Raw genomic sequence first — 25,076 nt, forward strand, 5'->3', positions numbered from 1 at the left:
CAGATGGAAGACAAGTCCCCACCGTTTGAGCTGCCGCGCGTGGCGGTGGTCATCACCTGCTACAATTACCGGCCCTACGTCGAACAGGCGATCCGCTCGGTGTTGGCGCAGACCTACCGGAACTGGGACTGCGTCATTGTCGACGACGCCTCGACCGACGGCTCGGCCGACCATATCCGCCAGCTTCTGGCAGCCATAGACGATCCGCGCCTGCGCCTGCTGGCGCGCTCCCAAAATGGGCGGGCAGATCGCGGGATTCCGCGATGGCTTTGCCGCGACCGACGCGCCTTTCGTGGTATTTCTCGATGCCGACGATGCTTGGCTGCCGGATTTTCTCCTGGCGCATCTGTCCGCCCACCTCAACGCGACACATTCGGCCGCGCTATCGAGCTCCGATGTGTTCCTGGTCGATGGCAGCGGCACCTTGCTCAGCGGCACTTTCCTTCCCTTGCGCAAACCGCGCTCCGGGCCAGATAGTAATGGCGTCGCCATCGCGCCGGGTGGCCAGCTTGCCGGCATAGCGTCCGGGATTGCCTACGCATCGGAGCATCCGGTGACCTATTTCGCGCCTGCGACAACCGGCTGGCTATGGTCACCATGCTCGGCGATCATGTACCGGCGTGGCGCGTTGGAACCGATCTTGTCCTTCCCGTTCAAGGCCAAGGTGGGGACGGATTATCTGACGGCCACATGCGCGCATCTGGCCGGCGGCAGCCTCATCCTTTCCGAAGGGCTTGGCCTCTATCGCCTGCACGGGTCGAACCAGTCCTCCACCGGCAGTGGCTTTGCCGGCGGCCATGTGCGGCAAACACCTGCCTACCGGGCCTACAGGAGCACATTGGCGGCGGATGTCGTCGACTATGTGCTGGAGAATTCAGCCTGGCTCAGTGATGTCAACGGGCGCAATTTCATACCCGCATTCCTGACGCAGCATGTGCGTCAGTTCAGGGAGCTGGCCGACGATCCGCGGCTGATGCGACACCTGATCCGGGGGCGGCCCTGGCAATGGCTGCGCATGCATGTTGGCCAGTGGCTGCGTCGGCTGGGTGGGCGCGGTTCCACGTGATCATGACAAGGGTGCCGGAGGTTCTCGTATTTGCTCGGGCAAAGCCAGGTCAGGCGCCTTCGACGACCGAAAAACCTTCGAACTGCGGGTGGCCGAGATAGTGGACCTTCGTCGTGCCGACATTCCTGTGCGCGGCGCGGAAGTTTTCCGATTTGGTCCAGGCGACGAAATCATCCTGGCTCGCCCACACCGTGTGCGAGGCAAACAGCGTGTAGCCTTCGGTCTCGTTGACCGGGCCGCGCAGCAGATGGAATTCCCGAAAACCCTTCATCTCGGCAAGGCTGGAATCGCGGTTCTTCCACACGGCCTCGAAATCGGCCTCCGAGCCGTTCTGCACCTTGAAGCGGTTCATGGCGATGTACATGGAGTTCCTTTCGGCTATTCGCGAGCGTTGATGTTGGGTAGTTGCTTGAGCGGTCAAGGCGAGAAGGGGCCGATTGGCGCTTTGAACCGCCAATTCATCAGCCCGGTCTCGGGAGGAATCGGCGGGAACGGTGCCTGCTTTCGCACCAGCTCCAAAGCGAACTGATCGAGTTCGGGCGAGCCTGAGCTTTTGGCAAGCTGCAGGTCGACAATGTTTCCATTGGCCAGCACGACAAATGCCACCAACGCGTTGTTGCGGGCTGTCGTTTGTGCGGATTTCGATACGCGGCGATTGGCGCGAGCCAACTTGCTGGCTACCTCGCCGCTGTAGCGGGACGCCGCCGCGTTCCCGGTATCGGCTTGCTTTCGGCCCTTGCTCGCAATTGCCGCCTTGATTTCGTTGCCGTCCGCTGTGCCGCGGTCCTCATATGCTTCGCTTGCAGTTGCCGGGACGGCTGTCGGAGTTGGCCTTGCACTGGGGATCGGCGGCCGCTCGGGAATGGCGACAGGCATTACGCTGCTCTCGGCCTGGACGCTCGGCTGTGTCGGTGTTTCGGTCTTGGCAGCCACACTCTGGTTATCGGGGCGCGGGGTTGTCGCCATCAGTATGTCCGGCGTAGCCGCTGGCTGTTTGACAGCTTCCGGCAAAGGCTTGGCTGCTTCCTGGGTGGGTTCGGCAGCTTGCTTCACAGCTTGCCGCTCAGGCTGCGAAGGTTTTGTCGGCGGCCGCGGTTTCGGCTCCAGCGTGACATTGATTGCCGCCGGATCCTTGTCCAACGCGCTGCCAGCCACCTTGTCTCCGGTCTGATCGCTGCCTTCCGATTGCACCGAATCCCTGGGATTGAATGGGCTGGAAGGTGAGATCAGAAAGAATGCCGCCGCTGCGCCATGGAGCAGGCCGGAGACGACAATAGCAATGGGCCATCGGGCCGCGGGCCGCACGAGTGCAAGCGGCTCGGCCGGCGCTATCGCCAGCTCGCTGCCAGCGTCGGGGAGGGGACTGATTTCCTGCATGTCGCGGGCTGGAAATTGCAGCGACCAGCGGGCAAAAGTCAAATCAAGATCGTTCGCCCCTGGTATCAGCGAACCGTGGCCGGCCAGCGGCCAGGCCACGGTCTTTCGCGTGAATGCGGGATGCAGTCCCAACGCCGTTCTCAGACGCCGAAAGCGATGCCGGTCTTGGTGTCCGTCTTCAGCTTGCGCATGCAGGCGTTCGGTTCGACGCCGGTGCCGGCGCATTCCGTCGCGCTGTTGATCAGCACGCGGCTGATCTTGGCGCAATCGGTGCCGGCGAGATCAAAGCGTGTCACCTTGGTCTTGCCTGCCGGCAGGTCCTTGAAGTCGAGCACGGTCAGCCGGTCGACGACGCCGGCCTCGTTGAACAGGGCGATCTCGAACGCCGCCTTGGAGAGGTCGGCGCCGAGATTGTTGTTGACCACGAAGGTCAGCCGGCAGCCCTTGTCGGAAGGTTGCGCGGCATTGAGCTCCAGCGTGAGCGCGGGGACCGGCGCGGACCCTTCAGCCCACGCCGGAACCATCGCAAGCGACATCGCCAGCGTCGAGGTCAGCAGACGAAGAGATGTCGTCAAGCTCTTCATAATCATCAGCCTCCAAATCGCATTGTTGCCGCCAGCTTCAGCGTGATGCCCGGCTCATAGACCGCGACTGTCGTGGTGCCGTTCAGCGGGTTGGCGTATTTGACATCGAACAGATTGTCGGCGCGGAAATCGACCTTCACATTGTCCGTCGCCTGATAACTGGCGAAGGCATTGACCAGTGTGTAGTCCTCGGCCACCGCATTGCCCTTCGGCTTGCCGTTGTATTGCACCTCGCCGCCGACGGTCAGCTTGTCCTCGAGGAAGCGCAGGCCGAGCTGGGCGGTGACCTGCGAAGAGGGGATTGTGGCGAGATCGGCTTCCACACCCTTGTAGGAAATGGTGTGGCCATTCGTGATCGATGCCGAAAGCCCGGCATAGCCCCACCCGGCGTCGTAGACGCTTTCAAACTCAAAGCCGTGGATCTTGGCCTTGGCGAAATTCTGGTACTGGTAGCAGATCGGAATGCCCGGGCCGAACGGGCAACCACTGCCTGGGGCGAACGGCGACAATGTCACGCCTTCGATATAGTCGTCGACGTCATTGTTGAAATATGCCGCCTTGATGCGGACGGCGTCGCCAGCCTCCAATATATCGTTCTGCTTGTAGTTGATGCCGAATTCGGTCGTCTTGCCGGTCTCAGGTCGCAGGTTCGGATTGGGCAGGAACGGGAAGGTGACACCTGCCGGATGGTTGCCGCTGATCAGAGTCTCCGTGAGGGAAGGCGAACGGTAGCCTTCGGCATAAGTGCCATAGAATTGCAGGCCGGCAAGGCTGGCGTTGTCGAAGGGCGAGACGCCGACGGTGATGCGCGGCGACAGCCGGTCGCCCGATGTATCGTGGGTGTCATCCTTGAGGCTGTAGCTGTCGTAACGCAGCCCGGCGATCACCTCGAGCCAGTCCCAGGTGAGCTTGTCCTGGACATAGGCGCCGGACACATTCCGCTTGCCCGACGGCGTGTAGAAACTGTCGCCACCGGCGGTGCCGCCAGTCTTGACGTCGTCATTCACCCAGTCGCCGCCATAGGTCAATTCGTGCGCAACGCCACCGGTCTCGAATCGTGAGGTGTTCCAGATGTCGATTGCGGCCGTGCCGACATCGAAAGTCGACGTCGAGCCTGCTGGCAGCACCACCGGAAGACCTGTGACCGGATCGAAGCGGTTTTGCGGAACAAGGCTGGTCAGGTCGAGATTGGTCTTGTTGTAGGAGGTGTTGATGTGGAGATCGAGCCAGCTCTTGTCTTCGTCCGTGATGTTGTAGCGGGCCGTGAAGGTGTTCGACTTCAGGTCGACATCATTCACCGGCACGCCGCCGCTGGTTTCGTCCCAGCTGTCGCTTGAGCCGACCCAGCCGAGCTTCAGCTCGCTGTTGTCGGTCGGGCGGATGGTGGTCTTGAGCAGGCCGCTCAACACGTCGAAGCCGGTGCCGTTGACGGTGTCGCCGCCGCCATCCTTGTAGTTGTCATAGTTGCGGTAGACGATGTTGCCGAGCGCGTCCCAGTTCTCATTGAAACGGTAGGCGCCGGTGGCGCTGGTGGTCCAGCCCTTGCCGTTGCTCTCATAGCGTCCGGTTACCGAAGCGCCCCATGTTTCCTCCGGCTTGAGGAAGTCCGCGGCGTCCTTGGTGTCGAAGAAGACGACGCCGCCAATGGCGCCCGAACCATAGGTGTTGGCGACAGGACCGCGGATCACATCGACGGATTTGACGAGCTCGGGGTCGATGTAGAAGGTCGACTGCGTGCCATGGTCTGAACGCTGGAAATCCTGGCGTGCGCCGTCGACGATGACCGCGACGCGGCCGAAATCCTGCAGGCCGCGGATGTTGATGCTGGTGCTGACGCGTCTGGCGTCGGCCTGTGTCGTGACACCGGGCACACCCAGCAGCATCTCGTTCGGTGTCGTCGCCATGCGGCGGTCGAGCTGTTCCTGATCGAGATGGCTGGCCGAGGCCAGTGATTCGATCGCCGTCTCGCCGGTGCGGCTGAGCACCAGGATCTTGTCGAGCAGCGTCGCGCCTGCGGGGGCTGCCTTCTCCTGGTCAGTCTTCTTCGATTGGTCCGTCTGCTCGCCCGCCGGCTGCGTTGCCTGTTGGGCATGCGCCGATGGCGCGGACAGGGCGATCGCCGCCACGCTTGCCAACAAAGCCGCCACACCGTTCGCCGCCGACCGGCCGCGCCATTCCCAGTTCACCAACAACCCCATGCCCCAACTCCAGATTCCAGGTTTCGTGCTGGCTGGCCCGTGGCTCGCCGGCATTTTTGATCGTGTCCGGCGTGTTAAATGTTGACTCATTTAATCCGGTATTGCACTGACTAATAAACATGATTATTCAAGTCAAGAAATGAATCGGATCTTCGCAACGCCTAGCTAGACGCCCGGCACAGGAAAGGGATCGACCCGGATGAACACGCACAATCCCAATGACTTTCGCTACCGCGTCCGCCGTTCCGACGAGGCCCCCGTCACCCGTTTCGATCGGGTTCCGCTGGCGGTCAGAACATTGTCCAGCAACACGCTGTTCCAGGGCGAGCACGAGATCGGCATCGAGCATCATGGCGCGCTCTACCGGCTGAAGATCACCCGGCAGGGCAAGCTCATTCTCAACAAGTAAGGCAAGGCAGTAGGGACGAGACATGGACCAGCGCGTAAAACCCGCCCCGCATGAAATCCGGTGGGCACGGACGGAAAATCCGAAAACGCGCGAGCGTGACCTTGCCGCCCAACTCGGCATTTCGGAAGCCGAGTTGGTCGCCGCGCATTGCGGCGACGGCGTCGTCCGCGTCGAGCCGCGCGTCAACGACCTCTTGACCGGTCTCGAGGCCGTCGGTGAGGTGATGGCGCTGACCCGCAATGAGAGCGCCGTGCACGAAAAGATCGGCGTTTATGACAAGGTCGTCACCGGCAACCACAATGCCATGGTGCTTGGCGAGAACATCGACCTGCGCATCTTCCCGAAAGTCTGGGCGTACGGTTTTGCCGTGGAGAAGCGCGACGGCGACGACATCCGCCGCAGCCTGCAGTTCTTCGACGCGGCGGGCGAGGCAGTGCACAAGGTGCATTTGCGTCCGGCCTCCAGTCTCTATGCCTACCAGAAGCTGGTCGCCTCGCTGGAATCGTCCAACCAGGAACCGACGGTCGCCATCTCAAGACAAGCCCCCGACGATGAGGGCGAGGCCATTGCGACGACCGCCAACCTTGACGATCTGCGAGACCGCTGGAGCCGGCTGACCGACGTGCACCAGTTCTTCGGCATGCTGAAAACGCTGAAGCTCAGCCGCCGCCAGGCGGTGCGCATGGTTGGAACGGACTATGCCTGGCTGCTCGACAATGACGCGGTTCGCGCCATGTTCCACCATGCCGCCGAAGGCGAGATGCCGATCATGTGCTTCGTCGGCAACCGCGGCTGCATCCAGATCCATTCCGGACCGGTCAAGTCGATCAAGCCGATGGGGCCGTGGATCAATGTGCTGGACGAGACCTTCCATCTGCACCTGCGCACCGACCACATCCACGAGGTCTGGGCGGTGCGCAAGCCGACCAAGGACGGCCATGTCACATCGCTCGAGGTCTACGCCGCCGACGGCAACATGATCATCCAGTTCTTCGGCAAGCGCCACGAAGGCGAAAGCGAGCGCGACGACTGGCGCTTCCTGGCCGAGAATCTGCCGCGCATTCCAAGCCCGACGGCAGCCTGAGGAGAAACGACAATGGGCTGTTTTTCCAAGATCATCGCCGGTCCGATGGTTGGCCTCGCTTTGGCCTTCACAGCGCTGCAGCCGGCTGCCGCCACCGAGGGCGTCTCGGTCTTCTCCGATCCGTCCAAGATCGCCGCCATAGGCGGATCGATCACCGAAATCGTCTATGCGCTTGGCGAGGAGAAACATCTGGTGGCGCGCGATTCCACCAGCAATTATCCGAAAGCGGCGCTCGACCTGCCCGATGTCGGCTATATGCGCGCGCTGTCGCCGGAAGGTGTGCTGTCGGTCAATCCGACCGGCATCCTGGCGCTGCAGGGCAGCGGTCCCAAGGAGGCCGTCGATGTGCTGAAGAAGACCAGCATTCCGTTCATCGAGGTGCCCGAGCACTATAGCCGCGAAGGCATCCTCGAAAAGGTTCGCATCGTCGGCAAGGCGCTGGGCGTCGACGCCAAGGCCGATGTATTGGCCAAGGAGCTCGATGCCAAGCTCACCGCCGCAGAAAAACAGACGGCCTCGATCAAGGAGCGCAAGCGTGTCCTGTTCGTGCTGTCGATACAGGGCGGCAAGATCTTGGCGGCCGGCAGCGAAACCGCTGCCGACGGCATGGTCAAGCTGGCGGGCGGGGTCAACGCCGTCGAAGGCTTCTCCGGCTACAAGCAAATGTCCGACGAGGCTGTTATCACCGCCAGGCCTGACGTCATCCTGATGATGACCAATGCCGGACCGCCGGTGTCGGACGACGAATTGTTCGGCAATCCGTCTGTTGCCTCGACGCCGGCCGGAACCGCGCGCAAGCTGATCCGCATCGATGGCGGCTATCTGCTCGGCTTCGGGCCGCGCACGGCTGAAGCCATCCACGACCTCGCCGTCTCGCTCTATGGCGCTGAAGTCACGGACTGAGCAGGCAGATCATGGTCGATCAATCGATCGCCGGCCCGGTGAAGGCGATGGCGAGTGCATCCGAAGGCGACCGTTCGGGTCGCGCCCGCATCGTCATCCTGCTGCTGTGCATCGGGCTCGCGGCCGCCGCGCTTTTGTCGCTGACATCAGGGGCATCGGATGCTTCGGCCGTCAATCTCCTCAGGGACTGGCTGCTTGGCGCTGTCCCGGGTGATGCAGTGCTGAGCGCCCGTGACAGCCTGATCGTCTACGACATCCGCTTGCCGCGCATCATCCTCGGCATGCTGGTCGGCGCAGCACTGGCGGTCTCGGGCGCCGTCATGCAGGGGCTGTTCCGCAATCCGCTGGCCGATCCTGGCTTGATCGGCGTTTCCGCCGGCTCCAGCCTCGGCGCCGTCGCCGTCATCGTGCTTGGCACCACGGTGCTGGCGCCGGTGACAGCCTTGTTCGGCACGCTCGCGCTGCCGCTGGCCGCCTTCTTCGGTGGCCTCGCCACGACACTGGTGCTCTATCAGGTCGCCACGCGACGCGGGCAAACCTCGGTTGCCACCATGCTGCTGGCCGGCATCGCGCTGGCAGCGCTCGCCATGGCACTGACCGGCATCCTCATCTTCATGGCTGACGATCGCCAGCTGCGCGACCTGACCTTCTGGCAACTCGGATCGCTCGGTGGCGCAACCTGGCAGAAGATCGGTTCCGTCGGGCCGATCATCATACTGGCACTGGCGGCGATGCCGTTCCTGGCGCGCGGCCTCAACGCGCTGGCGCTCGGCGAGGCGACCGCCGGCCATCTCGGCATTCCGGTGCAGCGGCTGAAATACACGGCCATCATCGGTGTTTCGGCGGCGGTCGGTGCGTCTGTCGCCGTCAGCGGCGGCATCGGCTTCGTCGGCATCGTCGTGCCGCACCTGCTGCGCCTGCTGATCGGTCCGGACAATCGCTATCTCTTGCCGGCTTCGGCGCTGCTCGGTGCCTCGCTGCTGCTCCTGGCGGATGCTGTCGCCCGCACCATCGTGGCGCCGGCCGAATTGCCGATCGGCATCGTCACCGCGATAGCAGGCGCGCCGTTCTTCCTGTGGATACTGCTGCGCAAGCGCGGCGTCGTTGACTTGTGAGACACGGGATTTGTGAGGCTGAGATGATCGAGGCAAGGGACGTGTCCGTTGATATTGCCGGCAAGCGCATCGTCGGCGGGGTCGATTTCGATGCACGGCCCGGCGAGATCGCGGCAATCGTCGGCCCCAACGGCTCCGGCAAGACGACCTTCCTGAAAGCGTTGTCGGGTGAACTCGCCTATACCGGGCGCGTCACCCTCAACGGCCGCGATCTCTCGGCGATGAAGCCGGTCGAGATTGCCGTGCATCGCGCGGTGCTGCCGCAGGCGACGACGCTGTCCTTCCCGTTCACGGTGCGCGAGGTGGTCAAGCTCGGCCTTGTCGGCGGTCGCTCGGGAGTCTTGTCGGGCGAGGATGCGCGACTGCCGGAGCGGGCACTGGCGCGTGTCGACCTCGACGGTTTTGCCGGACGTCTCTACCAGGAGCTTTCGGGCGGCGAGCAGCAGCGTGTCCAGCTTGCGCGCGTGCTGTGCCAGGTCTGGGCGCCGGTGCTCGACGGCAAGCCGCGCTATCTGTTCCTCGACGAGCCGGTTTCGAGCCTCGACATCAAGCACCAGCTGATCATCATGAACATCGCCCGCGATTTCGCCAGAAGGGGCGGCGGCGTGGTCGCCATCCTGCACGACCTCAATCTGACTTCCATGTATGCCGACCGCATCTTCGTCATGCATCGCGGCCGGCTGGCCGCGACAGGCTCGCCGCAAGACGTGCTGAGCGATGATCTGATCGAGAAGGTTTTCGACTGCCGGCTCAGGGTCGGCGTGCTGCCGGCCGGCAATGTGCCGTTCGTGCTGCCGCAATCCGCAGCTTAGGGTTGGCGGCAGCCTTCCCCAACTTCGTCATCCACGGGCGGAGCGGGAGCGAAGCGGACGCGCAGACCCGAGGATCCATTCCGTTACATCAACCGAAGGATGCGGCGATGCAGAAGAGGCGCTGGCGTTGCCGCCACTCGTTCTGCATAGCTGCGGTGCTCGAACGTCACGGAATGGATTCTAGGGTCTGCGCTGCGTCGCTTCGCTCCTTGCTCCGCCCTAGAATGACGACCTCATGGGCGGCGTCGCGCGCAAGGCATCAATAGAATCAAACCGCTAAGCCGCGTCGTGGACTACGCCGCTGGCGCGCGGCGCTCCAGCATGTCGATGCCAAGCAGGTTGCGCACATTCGGCCTTGCCGCCACCATATCGGCGACCGTGTAGCGGGCGAGCACGGCGAAGAAGGCGTTGAGAGCCTCGCGCAGCGCCGAATTCAGCGCGCAGCTGTCGACCAGCGGGCATTCGGTCGCATCGTTCTCGAAGCATTCGGCCATGGCGAAGCTTTCTTCCGTCACGCGCACGACGTCGAACAGGCTGATCGCCTCCGCGGCACGGCCAAGCCGGACGCCGCCATTGCGGCCCCGCACCGTCTCCACCAGGCCATGCTCGACCAGCGGCTGCAGGATCTTGAACAGGAACAATTCCGACACCGAATAGGCGGCCGCGATTTCAGGAATGCGGCTCAACCGGTCATTGTTGGCGGCACAATACATCAGGATGCGCATGGCATAATTGGTCTGGCGTGTAAGCCGCATTTTTGTCCTCACTAGGCGCCGGCGCGGTGCAACCACGCCGAATTCCAGAACTTCGCTGGCGCGGCTCCGATCCGGAATTTCGGATTCTCCGCACTGGCCTCGATCGAATATGGCCTATACCTTGGAATAATTCCAGACTAGCCTCGCATTATAGATGAATATTCTCGTCAACTTTATGTGCGCAACCCGGCAAATCGCTGAGGAAAATCGGCCGTCACGGGCATTTCGGCGGCCCAAGCACTAGATAGGCTCGAGATCGACCCAGAGATCGACCAGAGGTCGACCAGAGATCGACGAGGAGCGTTCATCCATGTCACAATCGGCTCCGTCCCTGGCGCCTGTCCGTTTCGATGCCGATGCGTCCGCCAAGCTATCCGCGCTACGGCGCACCAAATTCATCGCCACGGCCGCGCTCGCGCTTTGCGTGCTGGTGTTCGCCCTGGCCAAGTCGTTCCAAGGCACCTATCCGTGGCTGGGCTTCGTTGCTGCCTTCGCCGAGGCGGCGACCATCGGCGGGCTGGCCGACTGGTACGCGGTGGTAGCGCTGTTCAGGCGCCCGCTCGGGCTGCCGATCCCGCACACCGCCATCATCCCCGAAAACCAGAACCGCATCGCCGACAATCTCGGCCGCTTCATCGAGGCCAATTTCCTGGCGCCGGAGCCGGTGCGGGAAAAACTCGCCGAGGTCGATTTTGCAGCACTCGTCGCCGATTGGCTGACCGACGCCGAACGCGCCGCCGGCCTGTCGCGTTTCGTCGTGCGGCTGGTGCCGCAGACGCTTGCCGCTGTCGAGCAGTCCGGCCTGCGTGGCTTCGTCACCAGCCGCATGCTGGAGCAGATCGAGAAAGTTCCGCTGGCGCCGCTGGCGGCGGAGCTGCTGTCTGCGCTCACCGACGACCGCCGCCACCAGAAGCTGTTCGACGAGTTCATCAAGGTGATCGGCCGCTTCCTGAACGACGAACAGGCACTGGCGACAATGCGCGAAAAAATCCGCGAGGAGCTTCCGTCGCTGTTCAACCTGTTCAGAGCCGACGCCTATCTCCTGAAGAAGATCGTCGCCTCGGCGGGTTCCTTGCTCGACGAGGTGCGGGCTGATCCCGACCATCCGATGCGCGCCGAGTTCGACCGTTTCGCTCAAGGCTTCATCGAAAAACTCAGGACATCGAAGCAGTATGCCAAACGCGCCGAGCAGATGAAGCGCGATTTTCTGGCTCGGCAGGAGGTCAAGGGATTGGCCGGCGACATGTGGGAGAGCCTCAGCCTGTTCATCGCGCAGGACGCCAAGGCGCCGAATTCGGTGATCCGCGCGCATCTCGCCAACATGTTCGTCGAGGTCGGCCGTCATCTCGCCGGCGATGCGCAGATCCGGGCCGACATGAACCAGGGATTCGTGGTGGCGCTGGCCTCCTTCGTCGAGAGCCAGAAGAGCGGCGTGTCGAAATTCATCGCCGACCAGGTCAAGCGTTGGGACCTTGCGCAACTGACGCGGCTGATCGAGATGAACATCGGCAGGGACCTGCAATACATCCGCTTCAACGGCATGATCATCGGCGGGCTGGCGGGTATCGTGCTCTATACGATCGAGTTGCTGCTCCCGGTCAATTGATGCCCATCGATCGCCAGGCCGGTGTTCGAAATGGACATACGGCACCCGAGTGCTATCCTTGCCGTGAGGGCACCCGCATCCGCGGCAAAGGGGAGAAGACATCATGGCCAAACAACCGGAATCCGATTCCTTCATGGACATGTTCGGCAGGTTCGGCCGCGACCTGAAGGTGCCCAATGTCGATGTCGAGGCGATCCTTGCGCATCATCGCAAGAACCTCGAAGCCTTGGAGAAATCGGCGCGAGCCGGTGCTGCCGGTGCAACCTCGCTGTTGTCAAGGCAACGCGAGATGCTGCAGGACACGCTGCGCGAAATTGCCGACATGGCGCAGAGCTACCGGGCGCCGGGCAATCCGCAGGAGTTGATGGCCAAACAGACGGAGTTCGCCCGCAAATCCTTCGAGGCTGCGCTGAAGAATGCCGGCGAGGTGGCCGAACTGGCCCGGAAATCCGGCACCGAATCGATCGAAATCCTGCGCGCGCGCATCAAGGAGGCGATGGAGGAAATCCGTGCCGGCTACGGGCAGAAGTAGATCCCCGTGGCCTGCCGTTACGCCTCCGGTAGGGCATGCCGGTTTGCAATTCCGCACCCTCGCGCATAGTTGCATCCGCGCCACGCTATAAGCTCCCGGCAGCGCTGGAAGGTTCGAAATCCGAATTCGGCCTGCCATTGCATGGCAAGGCATGGCACGATTCAGCCGGAATACGGCGGAACGGATTCGCGCAAGGCGAATTGACAGGGGCCGTCCGTTCGTGGTCCGGAGGCGCGGTAAGTTATCGGGAAAGCAGGAATGACAGAAGTACGGCCTAAAACGCCGCCGACCTACGAGCAGTTGAGGACGATGTCCGGGCAGGAACTGGGCGTCTCGGAATGGACCACGGTCGACCAGGACCGTATCAACCAGTTCGCCGAATGCACCGGCGACCATCAATGGATCCATGTCGACCCCGAGCGGGCGCGGCGGCAAAGCCCGTTCCGCACGACGATCGCGCATGGCTATCTGACATTGTCGATCATTGGCGCGCTGGCGCTCGGCATGGGCATCGTGCCGGAAAACACCCAGGCCGCCTTCAACTATGGCTTCGACAAGGTGCGTTTCCTGGCGCCGGTCAAGGTCGGTGCGCGCATCAGGCTTCGCACGGTCCTGCTTTCCATGGAGGACAGAGGGCCGGGGCAGTATCTGATGAAGGCAGCCAATACGGTCGAGATCGAAGGCGAGGAAAAGCCGGCACTGACGGCGGAAACGCTGGTCATGCTGTATGAGCGCCGCAAGCGAGCAGGGGCCTGAGCGCCCGCCCAAGCCCCGCACTGTCAGGAATTTCGCGTTGATTGCCCCAATTGTTCACGCTTGATCGCATTGCGGGCTGATAACAGCGCGAGCAGCAGCGCAACCAGTGCCAGGGCCGTTGCCGTCTCAAAGGTGATCTGCATGCCCCGGGCTGCGGAGGCGGAACTGAGAGCACCTGTTCCTTGCGAAGTGCTGGCCGATGCAACCGCGAATATGGCGCCCATCAAGGATGCGCCGGTGATGAGGCCGAGATTGCGCGACAGGTTGAGCAGGCCCGATATGACGCCGCGTTCGCCGGCAGCGACACCGCTCATGACGGCCGCATTGTTGGAGGTCTGGAACAGGGCGTAGCCGAAGCAGGTGACGGCAATGGGAACGACATAGCTGGCGATGCCGAGCTTCGTCATGGCGAGCGACAGAAGAAATGTGCCTGTTGCAAGGCTGAGGAGGCCGACGACCATCATCCTGTGGGCTCCGAAGCGATCGGCAAGCCGGCCGGCCAGCAGCGCCGACAAGGTCGAGACAAGCGGCCCGGCCGAAAGCACCACGCCGACCATAGCGGCATCGAGTCCCAGCCCCCGCGACAGATAGAACGGGGCGACCACCAGGGTCGCCATCATCACCGTGGCGACGATGAGGCTCATGGCCAGACTGGCACCGAGCCGCGGATCCCTGAAGCTGGCGAGTTGGACCAGAGGGTTCTTCACGCTTCTCTGGGCGACGGCGAACAGAGTGACGCCAATGCCAGTCGCAGCCAGCAGACCAATGTTGAGCGCGCCGAATTGGCCTTGGCCAAGCGTCATGGCCAATGCATAGGCGGCCAACGTCATGGCCAGCAATAGGGTGCCCATCCCGTCGAACTTGCCTTGGGCGGCCTGCGCGCTCTTGTTGCCGGCAGGCAAGGCGCGCCAGGCGAGGGCGAAGGTCAGGACGCCCAGCGGCACATTGACGAGAAAGATCGCCCGCCAGCCGAGGCCGGCGATCAGCAGGCCGCCGAGCGAAGGGCCGAGTGTCGTACCGATCGCCGACATGGCGCCGAGCAGGCCCATGGCGCTGCCGGTCCGGTCCTTGCTCACCGTCTCCGCGGCAAAGGCAAGCGTCAGCGCCATCATCAGCGCCGCGCCAAGCCCCTGCACGGCACGCGCGGCGATCAGCAGCCAGAGTGTCGGCGCCAGGCCGCAGAGCACCGATGCCGATGTGAACAGCGCGATGCCGCCGAGCAGCAAGGGGCGGCGCCCGAACATGTCGGCCAGCCGCCCGGCGCTGACGATCAGCGTGGTGATTGCAAGGAGATAGGCCAGAACCACCCATTGCACGGCCTGGAACGTCGCCCCGAACGCCTGCATCAGCGAGGGCAGCCCGACGCTGGCTATGCTGGTTCCGAGCGACGACAGCAGCGTGGCGAGCGACAGGCTTGCCAGCGCCCAGCCGACCGATTGGTTCTGCTGCGGGGCTGATATCAGCCCATCGCGATTTTGCGCGGCGACTGCCATGGCGATCTCCTTCCATTCGCTCCGGAACTGGAGCTGTCGGAGATCTAGTCCTGTGCTTGATATGGCGAAAGGCGCAGCATTTGCATCATATTCATGCACCAGACGCCATATCATGCTACGATCCGCGGATGACGTTCCCTGATCTCAATCTGCTTTTCGCGCTCGACGTTCTGCTGGAGGAAGGCAGCGTCGCCCGCGCGGCGCGCCGTCTGCGGCTCAGCCCCTCGGCGATGAGTCGGACGCTGGCGCGGCTGCGCGACGTGACGGGCGATCCTCTGCTGGTCCGCGCCGGGCGCGGCCTGGTGGCGACGCCGCGCGCGGAGGAATTGCGCCGGCAGGTCGGCCCTGTTGTCCAGGACGCGGAGGCGCTGCTGCGCCCTGTCGAGTTGCTTGATCCCTCAAGCCTGGACAAGGTCTTCACGCTGCGCACCAATGAGGGCTTCGTCGAGGAGTTCGGGCCTCGTCTCGTCGCCCGCATCGAGACCGAAGCGCCAGGGGTGCGGCTGCGTTTCGCGCCCAAGTCCGACAAGGATGTGATGTCGCTGCGCGACGCGGCGATCGACCTGGAAATCGGCGTTGCCGGCGAAACCGGACCGGAAGTGCGCATCCAGGCGCTGTTTCGCGACCGTTTTATCGGCGCCGTTCGATCAGGCCATCCCTTAAGCGAGGGCATTGTGACGCCCGAGCGCTATGCGGCGGGCCGGCACATCAGTGTTTCACGGCGTGGCCGCGAGAAAGGACCGATCGACGAGATTTTGGGCGGGCTCGGCTTGCAGCGGACGGTCGTGTGCATGGTCTCGGGTTTCTCGGCCGCGCTCGCCATGGCGCGCGCCTCGGACCTGATCGCCAGCGTGCCGGAGCGGCATACGGCCGGCGCGCGCACAGGCATGCACAGTTTTCCGCTGCCGGTCGCCACGGTGGAGGTCACTATCTCCATGCTCTGGCATCCGCGCCTCGATGCCGACCCGGCGCAACGCTGGTTGCGCGACTGCGTGCGGGAGGTCTGTGCGAGCCGCTGATTGAAAGCGACGTGCGATCACCGCTTCATCGCGGTTTCCAGCACTTTGAAAATCCGCTCGTCTTCGCATTGGGCGACGTTGAAGCGCAGGAAACGGCTGGCCGTTCCGGACAGGCTGAACGCATTGCCGGGCGCCAGCACGACGTTGCCGGTGAGCGCCCGGCGTGCGACGTCGGCCGCGTCCACGCCATCGGGCAGGCTGCACCAGAGGAACAGGCCGGCCGGCTGGTCGATCCATGGCGTGATGCCGATCGCCTTCAGCCGGGTGCTGGTCTCGACCATGGCGCGCGCCAGCTTGGCGCGCAGCAAATCCATATGCTTGCGGTAACTGCCGTCCTTCAGCAGCGTCATCACCAGTTCGGCTGCCAGCCGCCCGCCGCCAAAAGTGGTGGCGATCTTGAGGTCGGTCAGGCCCTCGATCCAGTCGCGAGGCGCGGCGATGAAACCGCAGCGGATCGATGCCGACAGCGTCTTGGAGAAGCTGCCGATCTGGACAACGCGGCTGAGGCCATCGAAGGCCGCGAGCCTCGGGGCAGGGGCATGTTCGAAATCGGCGAAGATGTCGTCCTCGACGATGGTCAGGTCCGATTGGTCGGCGAGCTTGAGCAGACGGTGGGCCGTCACCGGCGACAGGATCGCGCCGGTCGGGTTGTGGATGGCGGAATTGGTGATGTAGAGGCGCGGCCGGTGCTCAGTAAGCGCCTGCGCGAACAACTCGATATCCGGTCCCGACGGCGTGTAGGGAACGCTGACGACCTTGGCGCGGTGGGCGCGCAGCAGAGCGTGGAAATTGAAATAGCAGGGATCGTCGACCAGCACGGTGTCGCCGGGTTCGATCAGGAACCGGCACAACAGGTCGATGGCCTGCGTGCCCGATTCCGTCAGCATGATCTGTTCGGGCGAGACTTCGATACCGTGCCCGGCCATGCGCCGCGCTAAGAGTTGTCGCAGCGGCGGCAGGCCGAGCGGGGTGCCGTAATCGGCCAGCGCGACATCGTCGGCGCGCGCCACCGTGCGCAGTGCCCGGCGCAGCCCGGCCTGCGGCATCCAGGAGGCCGGCAGCCAGCCACAGCCGGGTTTCAGGGTCTCGTCGCCGGCATCCAGCGACTGGCGCGAGACCCAGAGCGGATCGACGGCGCGGTCGAGCCGGGGGCCGATCTCGGCCAGCGACAGCGGCGCCAGCGAGCCGGCGGCATAGAAACCGGACCCCGGCCGGGAGCGGATCGTGCCTTCGGCGGCGAGCCGTTCATAGGCTTCGACTACGGTGGATTTCGACACCTGCATGGATTGGGCGAAGGCGCGGATGGAGGGCAATCGCGCTCCCGGTGTCAGGCTGCGCGCGGCGATCCGCTGGCGGATGGTCGCCATGACGCTTTCGACGAGGGTAGGGGCGGCCAGGGTTCGTGCGCCGTCAGTTTCCAAGGCGAAGTCCGTCATCCGTACTGCTCATTTGGCCATTACAGTTTCGCTGAATTGTACCCCATTGTCTCTGGCTGCGCCATGGCATCTGCCCGATAGGGGGCGAAAGACATGGAGCCTGGAATGGACAAGACCGCGAGCGGCTGGCTGAACGGATTTATCGGCGTGTTGATCTTCTCAGGCTCGCTGCCGGCGACGCGCGTGGCCGTGATGGACTTCGATCCGACATTCGTGACATCGGCCCGCGCCGCGATTGCCGGGCTGCTTGGCCTCGCAATGCTGCTCTTGTTCCGGCAGAAGCGCCCGGAGCGGGGCGATCTGCTGTCGCTGGTGATCGTGGCGCTGGGCGTGGTGGTCGGCTTTCCCTTGCTGACCGCGCTGGCGCTGAAGCACGTCACCTCCGCCCACTCGATCATCTTCGTCGGCCTGCTGCCGCTGGCAACCGCGATCTTCGGCGTGCTGCGCGGCGGTGAGCGTCCACGGCCGGCGTTCTGGCTGTTCTCCTGCATAGGCAGTGCGCTGGTCGCGGGCTTCGCGCTGATGCAAGGCGTGACGGCCTCGCCGGTCGGCGATGGCTTGATGCTCGCCGCCATCGTCGTCTGCGGCCTGGGCTACGCCGAGGGCGCCGCGCTGTCGCGCAAGCTCGGTGGCTGGCAAGTGATCTGCTGGGCGCTGACGCTGTCGCTGCCGATCATGCTGGTGCTGACTGTTGCGACACTGCCGGTATCCTTTGCCGCCGTCGGCTCCCACGCCTGGATTGGTCTCGCTTATGTCTCGCTGTTCAGCATGCTGATCGGCTTCATCTTCTGGTATCGCGGCCTGGCGCAGGGCGGCATTGCGGCAGTCGGCCAGTTGCAGTTGCTGCAGCCCTTCTTCGGCCTGGCGCTCGCGGCGACACTGCTGCACGAGCAGGTCAGCCCGCTGATGGTGCTGGTTACGCTCGGCGTGGTGGCGTGTGTGTTCGGGGCGAAGAAGTTTGCGCGATAGACGCCCGCCCTAAAACTTCGTCACCACTCCGATCCCGATACCCTCGAAGCCGCCCATCGCCATCAGCGCCGCGGGCGCTTCGTCGAGGCTGATCTTCTTGCCAACCAGAAGCTCGGGCTTGAGTTTGCCATGGCGGATCATCTCCATCATCGCGGGGTAGCGATAGGCCTGCATACCGTGGCTGCCGAGGATTTCGAGTTCGAAGGCGATGACCTTGTCCATCGGCACCTGCGGGCGGGCGTGTTCGCCCAGCATCAGGCCGACCTGCACATGGCGGCCGCGCCGGCGCAGATTGGCGATCGAGTTGAACGAGGTGGTGGGGTGGCCGAGCGCGTCCATCGACATATGCGCGCCGCCATTGGTGATCTGCTTGACGGCCTTGACCACATTCGGCGTCGTCGACGCGTTGATGGTCGCCACGGCGCCGATCTTTTTGGCGAAGTCCAGCTTCTCGTCGGTGAGGTCGATGGCAATGACATTGGCGCCCATCGAACTTGCGATCATGATCGCCGACAGGCCGACGCCGCCACAGCCATGCACCGCCACCCATTCGCCGGGCTTGACCCGCCCCTGGTCGACGATGGCGCGAAACGAGGTGACGAAGCGGCAGCCGAGGCTGGCGGCTGTGGCGTATTCCATCTCCTCGGGCAGGCGCACCAGGTTGGTGTCGGCATGCTCGATGCCGACATATTCGGCGAACGAGCCCCAGCCGGTGAAGCCGGGCTGCGTCTGGTGTTCGCAGACCTGGTGGTTGCCCGAAGTGCATTCGAAGCAGCGGCCGCAGCCGACGGCAAACGGCACCGTCACGCGGTCGCCAGCCTTCCAGCGGCTGACCTGCTTGCCGGCGGCGACGACGACGCCAGCCAGCTCATGTCCCGGGACATGCGGCAAGGTGATGCCGTCATCATGGCCCATCCAGCCATGCCAGTCGCTGCGGCACAGCCCGGTCGCCTCGACCTTGATGACGACGCCGTCGGCAGCCGGCTTCGGATCGGGGACGGTCTGGATCGTCGGCGCTTCGCCGAATTTCTCGAAGACGACGGCTTTCATCGGTCACTCCACTCTTGAGACGGCACGCGCTGGGAAACGATAGCCGATTCCCTGTCCGGTCAAGCGGAAATCGATTCCGCCAGGCTGGCCGGTCCGCCGAACCAGCCCAGGCGGTCAGCTGTTTTCCTGGTTGCGGAAATCGGCGAGCCTTGTGTCACCGGGAACGAGCAGACGTCCGTCCTCGGCATGCACTTCCAGGCGTCTGATCGGCCGGCCGCTCTGCGTGTCGACCATGAAAGTGTAGGGCTCGCCCGGTCCGGAGAAATAGGTCTCGCCCCACTGCCGCAAGGCAACCAGGACATGGAACAGGCCACGTCCCTTTTGCGTCAGCACATATTCATGATGCGCGCTGCCGTCGGGTGCGGGAACCGTTTCCAGTATGCCGTGCGCGACCAGATTGCGCAGCCGCGCTGACAGGATGTTCTTGGCAACGCCTAGGCTCTTCTGGAACTCGCCGAAGCGGCGCAGCCCGTCGAAGGCGTCGCGCACGATGAGCAGCGACCACCAGTCGCCGATCGCGTCCAGCGGCCGGGCGATCAGGCAATCGGCTTCGTGGTGGCTCGTTCGTTTCACCATGGCAATCGTTGGTCCAGCCCTGTCATTTCAGTTGCAACATAAAACTGTTCTGTCTATCCAGCAAGTGGTTTCAATTTGAAACCTTTTGTGGAGAGCGACATGAATGTGCGGGTGGTGAATAGCGCAACAGCAAGTGCGGAGCGGTCCGATGGGCCGCCGCAGGTCATGCCGGCGTCACCGCCGGGACTGTCAGCAATGACCGCGCTGGTGTTCGCCATCGCCTGTGGCCTGAGCGTCGCCAATGTCTATTTCGCCCATCCGCTGCTCGACGCCATGGCGCATGATTTTGCCATCGCGCCGGCCTCGGTCGGCATCGTGGTTACGGTCACGCAGATCGGCTACGCGCTCGGCCTGTTCTTCATCGTGCCGCTGGGCGATCTGTTCGACCGCCGTAAGCTGATCGCCGGGCAAGCGATCCTTTCCGTCATGGCGCTGATCGCGGTCGGGATTGCGCCGAACGCCGCGATGCTGCTGGCAAGCCTCGCAATTGTCGGGCTGTTTGCTGTGGTGGTGCAAGTGCTGGTGGCTTATACCGCCGACCTCGCCGCGCCGTCGCAAAGGGGGCGGGCGGTCGGCACCGTCACCAGCGGTGTCATCCTTGGCATCCTGCTTGCCCGCTTCGTCGCCGGCGTCGTCGCCGACTTCGCCGGCTGGCGCTGGGTCTATCTCGCCTCGGCGGCGCTGACGCTCATCATGGCGGTGGTTCTCTTTCTCATCCTGCCGCGTCGCGAGCCCGAGCGACCCCGCACATCCTATCCGCGCCTGCTGGGATCGGTGGTGCTTTTGTTCGTGCAGGAGCCGCTGCTGCGCGTGCGCGCCGTGCTCGCCATGCTGATCTTCGCCACCTTCAACGTGCTGTGGGCGCCGCTGGTGCTGCCGCTGAGTGCCGCGCCATTTTCACTCTCGCACACCGAGATCGGATTGTTCGGCCTGGCCGGTGTCGCAGGCGCTCTCGGTGCCCGCTGGACGGGCGGCCTTGTCGATCGCGGGCGTGGTCAACTGGTCACTGGGCTCAGCCTGTTGCTGATGACGGCAGCCTGGCTGCCGATCGCTTTCATGGGCCTGTCGCTGTGGCTGCTCGTCGCCGGCATCGTCATGCTGGATCTGGCGATCCAGGCCGTCCATGTCACCAACCAGAGCCTGATCTTCGCGCGCCGGCCGGATGCGCGCAGCCGTCTGGTCGGCGGCTACATGATCTTCTATTCGCTCGGCAGCGCGCTTGGCTCGATCGCCTCGACCATGGTCTATGGCGCCATGGGCTGGAGCGGCGTCTGTATGCTGGGCGCCGGCATCGGCCTGCTGGCATTGCTGTTCTGGGCGCTGACGCTGCGCGTGGGCCGATGAAGATTTACTCCGCGTCGATCTGGTTCTGCGGCGCTGCCTTCTGAAAAGCCGGCAGCGCCATGCAGGCGGCGTTGATGCGGGTGATCGTCGGGTAGGGCGCCAGGTCGACGCCGAAGCGGGCGTTGCTGGTGATTTGTGCCGCCAGGCAGATGTCAGCGAGCCCCGGCGCTTCGCCATGGCAGAAAGTTCCGGTCTGCGGCGAGGAAGCGAGAATCTTTTCAAGCGGCTGAAAGCCTTCGTTCACCCAGTGGCGGAACCAGTTGGTGATGTCCTGGTCGCCGGCGCCGAACAAAGTGCGCAGCGAGGTCAGCACGCGCAGATTGTTCACCGGGTGGATGTCGCAGGCGATCATCTGCGCCAGCATTCTCACGCGCGCCCGGCCAAGCGCATCCCCGGGCAGCAGCGGCGGCGCGGGCTGGATCTCGTCGAGATATTCGATGATCGCCAGCGACTGCGTCAAAAGCGTGCCGTCGTTAAGCACCAATGCCGGCACCAGCCCTTGCGGATTGACCGCGAGATAGGCCGGTTCCAGATGCTCGCCATGGCGCAAATGATGCGGGACGTAGTCATAGCTCAGCCCCTTCATCTCCAGCGCGATGCGCACCCGGTAGGAGGTGGAGGAACGATAGTAATTGTGCAGGATGAGTTCGCTCATGCGCTCACTTCGGCTGGCTGATGGTCACTTCGATCGTGCCGATGCCGTCGACGCCGCCGGTCATCGTCTCCCCCGGTTTCACGGCGCCGACACCTGCGGGCGTGCCGGTGAAGATCAGGTCGCCGGCCTGCAATTCGACACCCTCGCTGCAGATCGAGACGATGTCGGCGATCGGCCAGATCAGTTCGGTGAGATCGGCATCCTGCCTGACCTTGCCGTCGACGGCGAGCCAGATACGGCCTTTCGTCGGATGGCCGGTCTTTTGTGCCGGGATCAGCGGGCCGCATGGGGCGGAACGGTCGAAGGCTTTCGACCAGTCCCAGGGCCGCGCCGCCTTCTTGGCCTCGTCCTGGAGGTCGCGGCGGGTGAGGTCGATGCCGACGGCATAACCCCAGACATGCTCCAGCGCCCGGTCACGCGCAATGCGGAAGCCGGGCCCGCCGATCGCGGCCACCAGTTCGATTTCGTGGTGCAGATTGGCCGTCAGCGGCGGGTAGGGGATCACTGTGCCGGAATCGACCACCGCGTCGGCCGGCTTGGTGAAGAAGAAGGGCGGATCGCGCTCGTCATTGCCCAATTCGCGCGCATGCGCCGCATAGTTGCGGCCGACGCAGAAAATACGCCGCACGGCAAATCGCTCGGCCGACCCGCTGATGGCGACAGAAGGCGTTGGCGGCACGGGAAGGATGAAGGCGGTCATGGTGGTCTCTGCGTTCGGGATGATGGCGGCACCTTCGACCGATTTCGGGGGCCGGGCAAGGCGTCGCTTTTCATAAAGCAAAGGCTTTGCCGGGGCTGTACAAGGAATTCAGGGTTCCCATCACTTTTGCAGCAGTGCATCCTATCAACTGGCGATAGACTATTTGCCAATAATCCGGCCATGGTCACAGGACTATGGTGTGGCGGGTAAACCGGAACGAGCCACATGACAGTATCCAACGATCGCGCCCGGTTCCTGATCATCGACGACCATCCGCTGTTTCGCGAGGCGCTGCACAGCGCGGTGCAGATGGCCTATCCGGAAGTCGATACGGTCGAGGCGCGCTCGATTGCCGAGGCGCTCGATCTGCTGGCGGGGATAAAGCCGTTCGATTTGGCGCTGCTCGATCTCAACATGCCCGACGTGCATGGCTTTGACGGGCTGCTGCAGCTCAGGACGCGTTATCCGCGGCTGCCGGTGGTTATCGTCTCAGGCTATGAGGAGCCAAGGATCATTTCCGAGGCCTTGTCCTATGGTGCTGCCGGCTTCATCCCGAAATCGGCGCGCAAAAGCGACCTGGCCGCTGCCATCCGCTCGGTGATGGATGGCGCGATCTATGTGCCGGAGACCTATGAAGGCCAGCCGGCGGACGCCGACAGCATCGACCGCGCCGACATGGTCCAGCGCCTGTCCAAGCTGACGCCGCAGCAGCTGCGCGTGCTGCAGATGCTGCGCCAGGGCCTGCTCAACAAGCAGATCGCCTATGAGCTGCAGGTCGGCGAGACCACGGTCAAGGCGCATGTCTCGGAGATATTGCGCAAGCTCAATGTGTATAGCCGCACGCAGGCGGTGATCGAGGTTTCGAAGCTGGACAATGCGGAGCTGTTCAGGGATCAGGCGGGGTTTTGAGGAATGAAAAGTGCACCGTCACTGCAATTAGTGCACTCTAGAGTTCCTTCGCACGCAATCTGAACACATGCTCTGGATCAATATCTTCGTGTTCAGCCCAACGACCCCATATTATTTCGACCATCATGATCTTCCCATTTACGGAAATTTCTAGAACGTCTCCCACTACCGGAGAATCCGCGTTTACCAGCGTACCTCCGTTAGGCAACGCCCTTTCAGTTATTAGTTCCCCGCTTTTCAAAATGATTCTTTGAACAATGTAAGGCATGCTATTCTTTCTCGCGGCCGAACAGAGATCGCGAACGTCGGCGCTGCCCCTCATCCGGCTGCCGCCACCTTCTCCCCGTATAGTGACGGGGAGAAGGGCGGTTCTCAAGCCAGCAAATGCGCCAGCAGCGCCCTTAGCTGCGCCGGTTTCAGTGGCTTGCGCATCAGTTCGATGCCGCCGGCGCGGGCCGCTTTGGCGACGGCTTCGGAACTGTCGGCGGTGACGATCAGCGCCGGCACGGCGCGGCCGAGATAGTCGCGGACTTCCGATATGGTGGCGGTGCCGAGATCGCCGCCGTCGAGATGCTGGTCGGCAATGACGATGTCGGGCACCCAGTCGGTGTCGCCGAGCAGGTTCATTGCATCGTCGGTCGAGGTCGCGGACCGCACCAGGCACTGCCAGCGCTCGAGCAGGAAGGTCATGGCCTCCAGCACCTCGATGTCGTTCTCGACCAGCAGTACCTTGGTGCCGAACAGGCCGTAGCCGCGCGACCGCTCCAGGCTGGTGGCGCTGGCGATGGCGTCGGCGGGCGCGCCGATGCCGACGGGGACATCGATGTGGAAGATCGTGCCGCGCCCGACCTTCGACGAGAAGGTCACGGGATGGCCGAGCGCGCCGGCCATGCGGCGCACGATGGCAAGCCCGAGCCCGAGACCGTTGCCGTCACGTTCCGAACCGGCCGGTGAGGTGCCGCGATGGAATTCCTCGAACACCGCCTCGCGCTGGTCCTCGGGAATGCCGCAGCCGGTATCGGCGACATCGATGCGGATGGTGTCGCCGCGGTGCCTGGTGCCGACAAGCACGCCGCCGGAACGGGTGTAGCCCAGCGCATTGGAGAGGATGTTCTGCAGGATGCGGCGCAGCAGCGTTCGGTCGGAGCGGACCACGGCATTGACCGGCCGGAATTTCAGCGACAGCCGCTTCATTTCCGCGACCGGCTGGAAATCCGAGCGCAGCGACGAGAACAGTGCTTCCAGGCTGACGTCGCCGATATCGGGCTGCACCACGCCTGCGTCGAGCTTGGAAATGTCGAGCAAGGTGCGCAGCAGGTCCTCCATCGTTTCCAGGGAACGCTCGACCTGGCGGACGAGCTTCCTGCCTTCATCGCTGGTCTGCACCTCGGCGAGCGCCGAGACGGAGAGGTGGGCCGCGTTCAGCGGCTGCAGCACGTCATGGCTGGCGGCGGCGAGGAATCTGGTCTTGGAGAGGTTCGCCAGCTCGGCATTTTCCTTGGCGGCGCTGAGGTCGATGTTGGATTGCTCCAGCCGGCGCAGCGTCGAATGCAGTTCCTCCGTGCGCGTGCGCACGCGGTTCTCGAGCGAGATCGCGGTCTGGAACAGCGAGAAGGCATTGCCTTGCTGGTCCATCGAGCGCTCGACGCGGCTGACCAGGGCGGCGTTGATCTTCTTCAGCTTTTCGAGGTCGTTTATGTCCTTGAGCGGCATCTTGTTGTTCTGCGG

Annotated in this window: 25 protein-coding genes and 1 pseudogene; 14 read left to right on the top strand and 12 right to left on the bottom strand. The window is 63.7% G+C overall.

Annotated elements, in window-relative coordinates; all coding sequences use genetic code 11:
* Positions 1-3: 3 nt before the first annotated feature.
* Together DBIPINDM_RS33615 and DBIPINDM_RS33620 are read left to right on the top strand one after the other, a co-directional pair.
* Positions 4-177 (top strand): annotated as a pseudogene (locus DBIPINDM_RS33615) (glycosyltransferase family 2 protein); the annotation flags it as partial.
* Between the two features lie 58 nt (positions 178-235).
* Positions 236-1,066, top strand: coding sequence for a glycosyltransferase (locus tag DBIPINDM_RS33620; RefSeq protein WP_258583253.1), 831 nt, complete (start codon positions 236-238; stop codon positions 1,064-1,066).
* Between the two features lie 49 nt (positions 1,067-1,115).
* Here DBIPINDM_RS33620 and DBIPINDM_RS33625 read toward each other — a convergent pair whose 3' ends face one another.
* Genes DBIPINDM_RS33625 through DBIPINDM_RS33640 form a run of 4 tightly spaced genes read right to left on the bottom strand, consistent with a single transcriptional unit; the run spans position 1,116 to position 5,225 of the window.
* On the bottom strand, positions 1,116-1,430 hold the full coding sequence (locus DBIPINDM_RS33625) for an antibiotic biosynthesis monooxygenase family protein (protein WP_019858631.1): 315 nt from the start codon (positions 1,428-1,430) through the stop codon (positions 1,116-1,118).
* Positions 1,431-1,483: 53 nt separating this feature from the next.
* Positions 1,484-2,542: a TonB family protein gene (locus DBIPINDM_RS33630; RefSeq protein ID WP_318036914.1), complete on the bottom strand. Its 1,059-nt coding sequence runs from the start codon at positions 2,540-2,542 to the stop codon at positions 1,484-1,486.
* A gap of 41 nt (positions 2,543-2,583) precedes the next feature.
* The gene (locus DBIPINDM_RS33635; protein WP_258583254.1) at positions 2,584-3,027 is read right to left on the bottom strand and encodes a hypothetical protein; all 444 of its coding nucleotides are present in this window, start codon (positions 3,025-3,027) and stop codon (positions 2,584-2,586) included.
* Between the two features lie 5 nt (positions 3,028-3,032).
* Complete coding sequence (locus DBIPINDM_RS33640; protein ID WP_258583255.1) at positions 3,033-5,225, bottom strand: TonB-dependent hemoglobin/transferrin/lactoferrin family receptor; 2,193 nt, start codon at positions 5,223-5,225, stop codon at positions 3,033-3,035.
* A 199-nt stretch (positions 5,226-5,424) separates the two neighbouring features.
* Between DBIPINDM_RS33640 and hemP the strand changes: the two genes are divergently transcribed.
* The 5 genes from hemP to DBIPINDM_RS33665 are packed head-to-tail and all read left to right on the top strand — an operon-like array spanning position 5,425 to position 9,548.
* Positions 5,425-5,634: a hemin uptake protein HemP gene (hemP, locus tag DBIPINDM_RS33645; protein WP_027043821.1), complete on the top strand. Its 210-nt coding sequence runs from the start codon at positions 5,425-5,427 to the stop codon at positions 5,632-5,634.
* 22 nt (positions 5,635-5,656) lie between these two features.
* Entirely contained in the window at positions 5,657-6,718 is a 1,062-nt protein-coding gene (locus DBIPINDM_RS33650; RefSeq protein WP_258583256.1) for a hemin-degrading factor, read from the top strand.
* Between the two features lie 12 nt (positions 6,719-6,730).
* Positions 6,731-7,621 (top strand): heme/hemin ABC transporter substrate-binding protein, encoded by an 891-nt coding sequence (locus tag DBIPINDM_RS33655; protein ID WP_258583257.1) that lies wholly within the window; start codon positions 6,731-6,733, stop codon positions 7,619-7,621.
* A gap of 11 nt (positions 7,622-7,632) precedes the next feature.
* Positions 7,633-8,736 carry a FecCD family ABC transporter permease gene (locus DBIPINDM_RS33660; RefSeq protein WP_258583258.1) on the top strand — a complete coding sequence of 368 codons (1,104 nt, stop codon included), beginning with the start codon at positions 7,633-7,635 and terminating at the stop codon, positions 8,734-8,736.
* A 23-nt stretch (positions 8,737-8,759) separates the two neighbouring features.
* Positions 8,760-9,548, top strand: coding sequence for a heme ABC transporter ATP-binding protein (locus tag DBIPINDM_RS33665; protein WP_258583259.1), 789 nt, complete (start codon positions 8,760-8,762; stop codon positions 9,546-9,548).
* A 293-nt stretch (positions 9,549-9,841) separates the two neighbouring features.
* On the opposite strand, the gene rirA is transcribed toward DBIPINDM_RS33665, so the two are convergent.
* Positions 9,842-10,303 carry an iron-responsive transcriptional regulator RirA gene (gene rirA, locus DBIPINDM_RS33670; RefSeq protein WP_258583260.1) on the bottom strand — a complete coding sequence of 154 codons (462 nt, stop codon included), beginning with the start codon at positions 10,301-10,303 and terminating at the stop codon, positions 9,842-9,844.
* Positions 10,304-10,613: 310 nt separating this feature from the next.
* Here rirA and DBIPINDM_RS33675 point away from each other — a divergent pair, with 310 nt between their 5' ends.
* The 3 genes from DBIPINDM_RS33675 to DBIPINDM_RS33685 all read left to right on the top strand — a co-directional run bounded on the left by DBIPINDM_RS33675 (position 10,614) and on the right by DBIPINDM_RS33685 (position 13,197).
* Positions 10,614-11,909 carry a DUF445 domain-containing protein gene (locus tag DBIPINDM_RS33675; RefSeq protein ID WP_258583261.1) on the top strand — a complete coding sequence of 432 codons (1,296 nt, stop codon included), beginning with the start codon at positions 10,614-10,616 and terminating at the stop codon, positions 11,907-11,909.
* A gap of 103 nt (positions 11,910-12,012) precedes the next feature.
* A complete protein-coding gene (locus DBIPINDM_RS33680; protein WP_258583262.1) occupies positions 12,013-12,441 on the top strand; it encodes a phasin family protein in 429 nt (142 codons plus the stop codon).
* 258 nt (positions 12,442-12,699) lie between these two features.
* Complete coding sequence (locus DBIPINDM_RS33685; RefSeq protein WP_258583263.1) at positions 12,700-13,197, top strand: MaoC family dehydratase; 498 nt, start codon at positions 12,700-12,702, stop codon at positions 13,195-13,197.
* 23 nt (positions 13,198-13,220) lie between these two features.
* Here DBIPINDM_RS33685 and DBIPINDM_RS33690 read toward each other — a convergent pair whose 3' ends face one another.
* Complete coding sequence (locus tag DBIPINDM_RS33690) at positions 13,221-14,690, bottom strand: MFS transporter (RefSeq protein WP_258583264.1); 1,470 nt, start codon at positions 14,688-14,690, stop codon at positions 13,221-13,223.
* 128 nt (positions 14,691-14,818) lie between these two features.
* On the opposite strand from DBIPINDM_RS33690, the gene DBIPINDM_RS33695 reads away from it, so the two are divergent.
* Entirely contained in the window at positions 14,819-15,709 is an 891-nt protein-coding gene (locus DBIPINDM_RS33695) for a LysR family transcriptional regulator (RefSeq protein ID WP_258583265.1), read from the top strand.
* Positions 15,710-15,726: 17 nt separating this feature from the next.
* On the opposite strand, the gene DBIPINDM_RS33700 is transcribed toward DBIPINDM_RS33695, so the two are convergent.
* Positions 15,727-17,145 (bottom strand): PLP-dependent aminotransferase family protein, encoded by a 1,419-nt coding sequence (locus DBIPINDM_RS33700; RefSeq protein WP_258583266.1) that lies wholly within the window; start codon positions 17,143-17,145, stop codon positions 15,727-15,729.
* Positions 17,146-17,250: 105 nt separating this feature from the next.
* Here DBIPINDM_RS33700 and DBIPINDM_RS33705 point away from each other — a divergent pair, with 105 nt between their 5' ends.
* Complete coding sequence (locus DBIPINDM_RS33705; protein WP_258583267.1) at positions 17,251-18,114, top strand: DMT family transporter; 864 nt, start codon at positions 17,251-17,253, stop codon at positions 18,112-18,114.
* Between the two features lie 9 nt (positions 18,115-18,123).
* On the opposite strand, the gene DBIPINDM_RS33710 is transcribed toward DBIPINDM_RS33705, so the two are convergent.
* Both DBIPINDM_RS33710 and DBIPINDM_RS33715 read right to left on the bottom strand, forming a co-directional pair.
* Complete coding sequence (locus tag DBIPINDM_RS33710) at positions 18,124-19,164, bottom strand: zinc-dependent alcohol dehydrogenase family protein (protein ID WP_258583268.1); 1,041 nt, start codon at positions 19,162-19,164, stop codon at positions 18,124-18,126.
* Between the two features lie 114 nt (positions 19,165-19,278).
* The gene (locus DBIPINDM_RS33715; protein ID WP_258583269.1) at positions 19,279-19,740 is read right to left on the bottom strand and encodes a winged helix-turn-helix transcriptional regulator; all 462 of its coding nucleotides are present in this window, start codon (positions 19,738-19,740) and stop codon (positions 19,279-19,281) included.
* Positions 19,741-19,839: 99 nt separating this feature from the next.
* Between DBIPINDM_RS33715 and DBIPINDM_RS33720 the strand changes: the two genes are divergently transcribed.
* Positions 19,840-21,084: an MFS transporter gene (locus tag DBIPINDM_RS33720; RefSeq protein WP_258583271.1), complete on the top strand. Its 1,245-nt coding sequence runs from the start codon at positions 19,840-19,842 to the stop codon at positions 21,082-21,084.
* Between the two features lie 4 nt (positions 21,085-21,088).
* Here DBIPINDM_RS33720 and maiA read toward each other — a convergent pair whose 3' ends face one another.
* Positions 21,089-21,739 (bottom strand): maleylacetoacetate isomerase, encoded by a 651-nt coding sequence (gene maiA, locus DBIPINDM_RS33725; RefSeq protein ID WP_258583272.1) that lies wholly within the window; start codon positions 21,737-21,739, stop codon positions 21,089-21,091.
* A gap of 4 nt (positions 21,740-21,743) precedes the next feature.
* Positions 21,744-22,439 carry a fumarylacetoacetate hydrolase family protein gene (locus DBIPINDM_RS33730; RefSeq protein ID WP_258583273.1) on the bottom strand — a complete coding sequence of 232 codons (696 nt, stop codon included), beginning with the start codon at positions 22,437-22,439 and terminating at the stop codon, positions 21,744-21,746.
* Between the two features lie 225 nt (positions 22,440-22,664).
* Between DBIPINDM_RS33730 and DBIPINDM_RS33735 the strand changes: the two genes are divergently transcribed.
* On the top strand, positions 22,665-23,348 hold the full coding sequence (locus tag DBIPINDM_RS33735; protein WP_027043803.1) for a response regulator: 684 nt from the start codon (positions 22,665-22,667) through the stop codon (positions 23,346-23,348).
* Positions 23,349-23,720: 372 nt separating this feature from the next.
* On the opposite strand, the gene DBIPINDM_RS33740 is transcribed toward DBIPINDM_RS33735, so the two are convergent.
* Complete coding sequence (locus DBIPINDM_RS33740; RefSeq protein ID WP_258583274.1) at positions 23,721-25,061, bottom strand: hybrid sensor histidine kinase/response regulator; 1,341 nt, start codon at positions 25,059-25,061, stop codon at positions 23,721-23,723.
* Between the last annotated feature and the right edge of the window lie 15 nt (positions 25,062-25,076).

The organism is Mesorhizobium sp. AR02 (assembly GCF_024746835.1).
Lineage (GTDB): Bacteria > Pseudomonadota > Alphaproteobacteria > Rhizobiales > Rhizobiaceae > Mesorhizobium.

What these genes read in the sequence shown, in the direction of transcription:
- DBIPINDM_RS33650 (WP_258583256.1), top strand. Translation starts at nt 5,657, where the DNA reads ATGGACCAGCGCGTAAAACCCGCCCCGCATGAAATCCGGTGGGCACGG.
- DBIPINDM_RS33625 (WP_019858631.1), bottom strand. Translation starts at nt 1,430, where the DNA reads ATGTACATCGCCATGAACCGCTTCAAGGTGCAGAACGGCTCGGAGGCC.
- hemP (WP_027043821.1), top strand. Translation starts at nt 5,425, where the DNA reads ATGAACACGCACAATCCCAATGACTTTCGCTACCGCGTCCGCCGTTCC.
- rirA (WP_258583260.1), bottom strand. Translation starts at nt 10,303, where the DNA reads ATGCGGCTTACACGCCAGACCAATTATGCCATGCGCATCCTGATGTAT.
- DBIPINDM_RS33735 (WP_027043803.1), top strand. Translation starts at nt 22,665, where the DNA reads ATGACAGTATCCAACGATCGCGCCCGGTTCCTGATCATCGACGACCAT.
- DBIPINDM_RS33690 (WP_258583264.1), bottom strand. Translation starts at nt 14,690, where the DNA reads ATGGCAGTCGCCGCGCAAAATCGCGATGGGCTGATATCAGCCCCGCAG.
- DBIPINDM_RS33640 (WP_258583255.1), bottom strand. Translation starts at nt 5,225, where the DNA reads ATGGGGTTGTTGGTGAACTGGGAATGGCGCGGCCGGTCGGCGGCGAAC.
- DBIPINDM_RS33685 (WP_258583263.1), top strand. Translation starts at nt 12,700, where the DNA reads ATGACAGAAGTACGGCCTAAAACGCCGCCGACCTACGAGCAGTTGAGG.
- DBIPINDM_RS33620 (WP_258583253.1), top strand. Translation starts at nt 236, where the DNA reads ATGGGCGGGCAGATCGCGGGATTCCGCGATGGCTTTGCCGCGACCGAC.
- DBIPINDM_RS33675 (WP_258583261.1), top strand. Translation starts at nt 10,614, where the DNA reads ATGTCACAATCGGCTCCGTCCCTGGCGCCTGTCCGTTTCGATGCCGAT.
- DBIPINDM_RS33715 (WP_258583269.1), bottom strand. Translation starts at nt 19,740, where the DNA reads ATGGTGAAACGAACGAGCCACCACGAAGCCGATTGCCTGATCGCCCGG.
- DBIPINDM_RS33635 (WP_258583254.1), bottom strand. Translation starts at nt 3,027, where the DNA reads ATGAAGAGCTTGACGACATCTCTTCGTCTGCTGACCTCGACGCTGGCG.
- DBIPINDM_RS33700 (WP_258583266.1), bottom strand. Translation starts at nt 17,145, where the DNA reads ATGACGGACTTCGCCTTGGAAACTGACGGCGCACGAACCCTGGCCGCC.
- DBIPINDM_RS33680 (WP_258583262.1), top strand. Translation starts at nt 12,013, where the DNA reads ATGGCCAAACAACCGGAATCCGATTCCTTCATGGACATGTTCGGCAGG.
- DBIPINDM_RS33730 (WP_258583273.1), bottom strand. Translation starts at nt 22,439, where the DNA reads ATGACCGCCTTCATCCTTCCCGTGCCGCCAACGCCTTCTGTCGCCATC.
- DBIPINDM_RS33695 (WP_258583265.1), top strand. Translation starts at nt 14,819, where the DNA reads ATGACGTTCCCTGATCTCAATCTGCTTTTCGCGCTCGACGTTCTGCTG.
- DBIPINDM_RS33655 (WP_258583257.1), top strand. Translation starts at nt 6,731, where the DNA reads ATGGGCTGTTTTTCCAAGATCATCGCCGGTCCGATGGTTGGCCTCGCT.
- DBIPINDM_RS33665 (WP_258583259.1), top strand. Translation starts at nt 8,760, where the DNA reads ATGATCGAGGCAAGGGACGTGTCCGTTGATATTGCCGGCAAGCGCATC.
- DBIPINDM_RS33720 (WP_258583271.1), top strand. Translation starts at nt 19,840, where the DNA reads ATGAATGTGCGGGTGGTGAATAGCGCAACAGCAAGTGCGGAGCGGTCC.
- DBIPINDM_RS33660 (WP_258583258.1), top strand. Translation starts at nt 7,633, where the DNA reads ATGGTCGATCAATCGATCGCCGGCCCGGTGAAGGCGATGGCGAGTGCA.
- maiA (WP_258583272.1), bottom strand. Translation starts at nt 21,739, where the DNA reads ATGAGCGAACTCATCCTGCACAATTACTATCGTTCCTCCACCTCCTAC.
- DBIPINDM_RS33710 (WP_258583268.1), bottom strand. Translation starts at nt 19,164, where the DNA reads ATGAAAGCCGTCGTCTTCGAGAAATTCGGCGAAGCGCCGACGATCCAG.
- DBIPINDM_RS33705 (WP_258583267.1), top strand. Translation starts at nt 17,251, where the DNA reads ATGGACAAGACCGCGAGCGGCTGGCTGAACGGATTTATCGGCGTGTTG.
- DBIPINDM_RS33740 (WP_258583274.1), bottom strand. Translation starts at nt 25,061, where the DNA reads ATGCCGCTCAAGGACATAAACGACCTCGAAAAGCTGAAGAAGATCAAC.